The sequence below is a fragment of the Streptomyces phytophilus genome, assembly GCF_013870535.1.
In the GTDB taxonomy this organism is placed as follows: Bacteria; Actinomycetota; Actinomycetes; order Streptomycetales; family Streptomycetaceae; genus Streptomyces; species Streptomyces phytophilus.
Genome location: NZ_JACBXC010000385.1, coordinates 1 through 4,944, shown reverse-complemented (window position 1 = coordinate 4,944; position 4,944 = coordinate 1). Strand labels below are relative to the sequence as shown.

The 4,944-nt window shown below is 73.4% G+C and carries 3 protein-coding genes; all 3 read right to left on the bottom strand.

The genetic code is table 11. The features are described from left to right. Nucleotides 1-1,383 (bottom strand): RelA/SpoT family protein (locus H5J30_RS17500; protein ID WP_181788354.1); only part of this gene is annotated, 1,383 nt, incomplete at its 3' end. A 97-nt stretch (nucleotides 1,384-1,480) separates the two neighbouring features. Then, nucleotides 1,481-3,535 (bottom strand): ATP-dependent DNA helicase, encoded by a 2,055-nt coding sequence (locus H5J30_RS17495; protein ID WP_258563379.1) that lies wholly within the window; start codon nucleotides 3,533-3,535, stop codon nucleotides 1,481-1,483. Between the two features lie 40 nt (nucleotides 3,536-3,575). After that, the coding region (locus H5J30_RS17490; RefSeq protein ID WP_181788353.1) for an IucA/IucC family protein at nucleotides 3,576-4,944 on the bottom strand (1,369 nt) is incomplete at its 5' end.

Sequence of the window (4,944 nt, the reverse complement as noted above, 5' to 3'; positions counted from 1 at the left end):
GTTGACGCGCGCGCCCACCAGCGTGTGCGCCGTCTCGCCGTGCCGCGCGTACGCCGCGTCCACACAACTGGCCCCCGCGGGCAGCACCAGCGGCCCGCCCGGGTCGGTGAAGACGGTGATCTCCTGGTCGGGGGCGAGGTCTTCGCGTAAGGCCGACCAGAAGGCGTCGGGGTCGGGCGTCGCGCGCTGCCACTCCAGCAGCCGCTTCAGCCAGTCGCCCACCTGACCGGCGGCGGGCCGCGCCAGCGGGCTGGCCAGCGCCACCACCCCGGCCTCGGCGACGCGGTGCATCTGCCGGCTGCGCACCAGCGTCTCGACGACGTACCCGCGCTGGTCGGCGACGGCAGTGTGCAGCGACTGGTAGAGGTTGTACTTCGGTACGGCGATGAAGTCCTTGAACTCGGCGTGCACCGGCTTGAAACACGTGTGCAACTCGCCCAGCACCGCGTAGCAGTCCGCCGCCTCCGGCACCAGCACCAGCAGCCGCCCGAAGTCCGTCCCGCGCAGCTCGCCGCGCTTCTTCAGCACCCGGTGCACCGAGACGATGTGCCGCGGCCGGATGGCGACTTCGGCGGTGATGCCGGCCGCGTGCAGGATCTCGCGCATCTCGGCGGCGGTCTCCTCCAGCGGGTCCGGCCGGCCGGCGTTGGAGAGCAGCAACTCACGGCTGCGCGCGTATTCCTCGGGGTGCAGGACGGCGAAGACCAGGTCCTCCAGCTCGGTCTTGATGGCCTGCACGCCGAGCCGCTCGGCCAGCGGGATCAGCACGTCGTGGGTGACGCGGGCGATGCGCACCTGTTTTTCCCGGCGCATCACGCCCAGCGTGCGCATGTTGTGCAGCCGGTCCGCGAGCTTGATCGACATCACCCGCACGTCGCTGCCGGTCGCCACCAGCATCTTGCGGAACGTCTCGGGCTCGGCGGCGGCGCCGTAGTCGACCTTCTCCAGCTTGGTGACGCCGTCGACGAGGTACGCCACCTCCTCGCCGAACCCCGACCGCACCTGAGCGAGCGTCACCTCGGTGTCCTCGACGGTGTCGTGGAGCAGCGAGGCGGTCAACGTCGTGGTCTCGGCACCGAGTTCGGCGAGGATCAGGGTGACGGCCAGCGGATGCGTGATGTACGGGTCGCCACTCTTGCGCATCTGGCCCCGGTGCGCGTCCTCGGCGAGCAGGTACGCCGTACGCAGCGTGGGGATGTCGGCGTCGGGATAGAACCCGCGGTGCGCCTTGGCCACATGCTCCAGGGCGTGCGGCAGGCCGTCCCGCGACGAGGCGCCGCCCAGCAGGGCCACGCGGCCCAGCCGGCGGAGATCGAGGCGGGCCCTGCCGCGTCGGCGGGCGCCGCCCGCCGGATTGCCCGGACTGTGGACCTCTGCGCTCAATCGGCACCTCCGGCAGCTCACCGGCTCCCGTGCCGGTACTTGATGCTACCGAGCCCATCACGCGGTGCCGTACGGCTCTCGCCCAGCGTGGTCCAGATCACCCATTCGAGCGATCGGATCGCGCCGCCGTGTCGATGGCCGCCAGCGAACGACGCGCCTGGTTGCGGTCGGTCGTATACCAGAAGTCCGGCATGGAGGCCCGGAGATAGCTGCCGTAACGGGCCGTCGCCAGCCGCGGGTCGAGCACCGCGACGACACCGCGGTCGCCCGTGGCGCGTACGAGCCGGCCTGCGCCCTGCGCCATGAGCAGCGCCGCGTGCGTCGCCGCGACCGCCATGAACCCGTTGCCCCCCGCCTTCTCCACCGCCTCCTGCCGGGCGGTGGCCAGCGGGTCGTCGGGGCGCGGGAACGGGATGCGGTCCATGACCACCAACTGGCAGCCGGCGCCCGGCACATCGACGCCCTGCCACAGCGACAGGCTGCCGAACAGGCACGTCGCCTCGTCCGCCGCGAAGCGCTTGATCAGCTCGCCGAGGGTCTCCTCGCCCTGCAGCAGTACGGGGACGTCGAGCCGGCCGCGCAGCTCCGCGGCCGCCGCCTCGGCGGCCCGCTTCGAGGAGAACAGCCCGAGCGTGCGCCCGCCGGCCGCCTCCACCAGCTCCGCGAGTTCGTCGAGCATGTCCTTGCGGGCGCCGTCCCGGCCGGGCCGCTCCAGATGCTTGGCGACGTACAGGATGCCCTGCTTGCGGTACTCGAAGGGGGAGCCGACGTCGAGGCCCTTCCAGACCGGGGCGCCCTCCTCGCCGCCGCCCTCCCGCGGCAGCCCCAGCGAGGCGCCGACCCCCGCGAAGTCGCCGCCCAGTTTGAGGGTCGCCGACGTGAGCGTCACCGAACGGTCGCTGAACACCTTCTCGCGCACCAGCCCCGACACCGACAGCGGCGCCACCCGCAGCGACGCCCCGAACCTGTCGTGCCGCTCGAACCACACCACGTCGAACTCCGAGCCCTGCGTGATCCGCTCGGCGACCTCCTGCACGTTCTCCACCGAGGCCAGCGCGAGGCGGCGCACCACGTCCTCGTCCTGCACGGCGGAGTCCCGCGTCTTGCCCAGCGCGGAGATGACCCCGCGCGCGGCGTCCCGCAGCGCCAGCAGCGCATACCCCAGGTCCTCCGGCACCGGCTCCAGGCGACCCGGCAGCGCCAGCTCCATCAGCCGCTCGAAGCTCTCCCCCGCCGCCTGCAGGGCGTCCGCCGCCTTCTCGTTGACCAGCTTCGCCGACAGCCGCACCGCCCGGTTCACCCGCCCCGGGGTCAGCTCGCCGGTGGCCACCCCCGTGACCCGGGAGACCAGCTCGTGCGCCTCGTCGACGATCAGCACCTCGTGCGACGGCAGCACCGGGGCGCCCTCCAGGGCGTCGATGGCCAGCAGCGCGTGGTTCGTGACCACCACCTCCGCCAGCTTCGCCCGCTCCCGCGCGGCCTCCGCGAAGCACTCGGGGCCGTACGCGCAGCGCGCGGCGCCCAGGCACTCCCGGGCCGACACCGACACCTGCGACCAGGCGCGGTCCGAGACCCCTGGCGTCAGAGAGTCCCGATCGCCGCTCTCCGTCTCGTCCGCCCAGTCGCGCAGCCGCAGCAGGTCCTGGCCGAGCTTGCTCGACGGCTGCGACGACGCGCTCGCGAACGGGTCGAAGAGGCCGGCGCCCAGGTCGGGGTCGTCCTGCGGCACGCCCTCGTGCACCCGGTGCAGGCACAGGTAGTTCGACCGGCCCTTCAGCGTCGCGAACTGGGGGCGGCGGCGCAGCCGCGGGTGCAGCGCCTCCACCGTGCGCGGCAGATCGCGCTCGACGAGTTGCCGCTGCAGCGCCAGCGTCGCCGTCGCGATCACGACCCGCTCGCCGTGCGCCAGGGCGGGCACCAGATAGCCCAGCGACTTGCCCGTCCCCGTCCCGGCCTGCGCCAGCAGGTGCGAGCCGTCGGCGATCGCCTCCGCGACCGCCTCCGCCATCGCCACCTGGCCCTCCCGCTCGACGCCGCCGACGGCGGCCACGGCCGCATGGAGCAGCTCGCGCAGCTCGCTGCGGTCGTCGGGGCCGTCGTGCGTGGGGGTGCCGGCGCCGTCGTCGGGCGCGAGGACGTTCTGGTCTGCCATGGCTCGCAACCCTAAGGGGCGGCACTGACAGTGACGGCCGTCACGTCGAGTGAAGGGGATTGGGTACGGTGCCGTCGACGGCGGCGTGCGGGCGCCGGGCCCGGTCACGGTACCCGTCGAGGTAGAGCCGGTTGCGGTTCAGGCAGAGCCGGTCGATCCGCGGCACCAGCAGGTCGAAGAGCGCGAAGCGCTCCGCCAGCTCCGGGAACCGCCGCTGGTAGCACAGGATCTCGGCCCGTACGAGGCCGAAGAACTCCGCCTCCGGCACCCCGAGTTCGTCCGCGCAGAGCGGCGCCAGATAGCGGAAGACGCCGATGAACAGCCCGGAGTGGATGAACTGCGGCAGGAACTCCGGCGCTTCCGTCAGCAGCGTGCGGCGCACCTCGTCAGGCATCCCGGCGTGCTCGGGCAGCGGCTTGGAGCTGACGTTGACGTCGTCCACGAAGTCCTTCACCGCCAGCCGCACCGGCACGTCCGCGCCGTCGAAGACCACGACGGCGTTCTCGCCGTGCGGCGAGAAGACGGTGCCGTAGCGGTACAGGAAGTGCAGCAGCGGCGGCAGCAGGGCGGCGAAGAGCCGCGCCAGCCACGCCCGGGGCGCGAGCCCCGAGCGGCGTACCAGCTCGGCCGTCAGCGAGCGCCCGTCGGCGTCCGTCCACAGCAGGGCCGCCAGCGTCCTGGCCCGCTCCCCGGGGTCCAGCAGCGGGCCGATGGGCTCCCGCCAGATGCAGCCCAGCAGCTCGCGGTACTGGTACGGGACGCCCGGCAGGGAGTCGTAGAGCGGATGGCGCACCGTCACGCTCGCCGTCTCGCCCAGCAGCACGACACGCGTCTCCTCGGCGAGGTACGGGTCGCCGTCGCGCAGGCCGTGCACCCAGCGCGTCACGGCGGGTGCCGCGAGGGTGCGCTCCGTGGGCAGGCCGCGCCAGACCAGCGTGTTGAGCACGGACAGCGGCAGCTTGACAGAACGCGCCCGCGGGCGGCTCAGGTTGAGGAACGTACGCACCGACTGCTGCGGCAGCCACATGTCGGCCGGCCCGCCGTCCGCCGGCAGCGGGATGACGAGACCGGCGGCGACCTGCGGCGCGTAGAGCGTGGCGACGGTCTCGTCCCACTGCCACGGGTGCACCGGCAGCCACAGGTATCCGTCCGGGTCGCGGCCCGCCGCGACGACCGCGTCGGCGAACACCGCGCGCGTGGCGGGCGGCAGCTCCTGCGCGTACAGCTCCTCGGGGCGGTCGAGGGCGGGCACGCCGCGGTACTCGGCGAGCGAGCGGTGCACCGCCAGCCACGGCAGCCGCCGCGGAACGCGGGCCTCCGGGGCGTACGCGGCGGCGTCGGCGGCGGAGAAGCCGATACGTCCCTTGTTGGCCACCAGCCACGGATGGCCCGTCTGGTGGCCCTCCAGC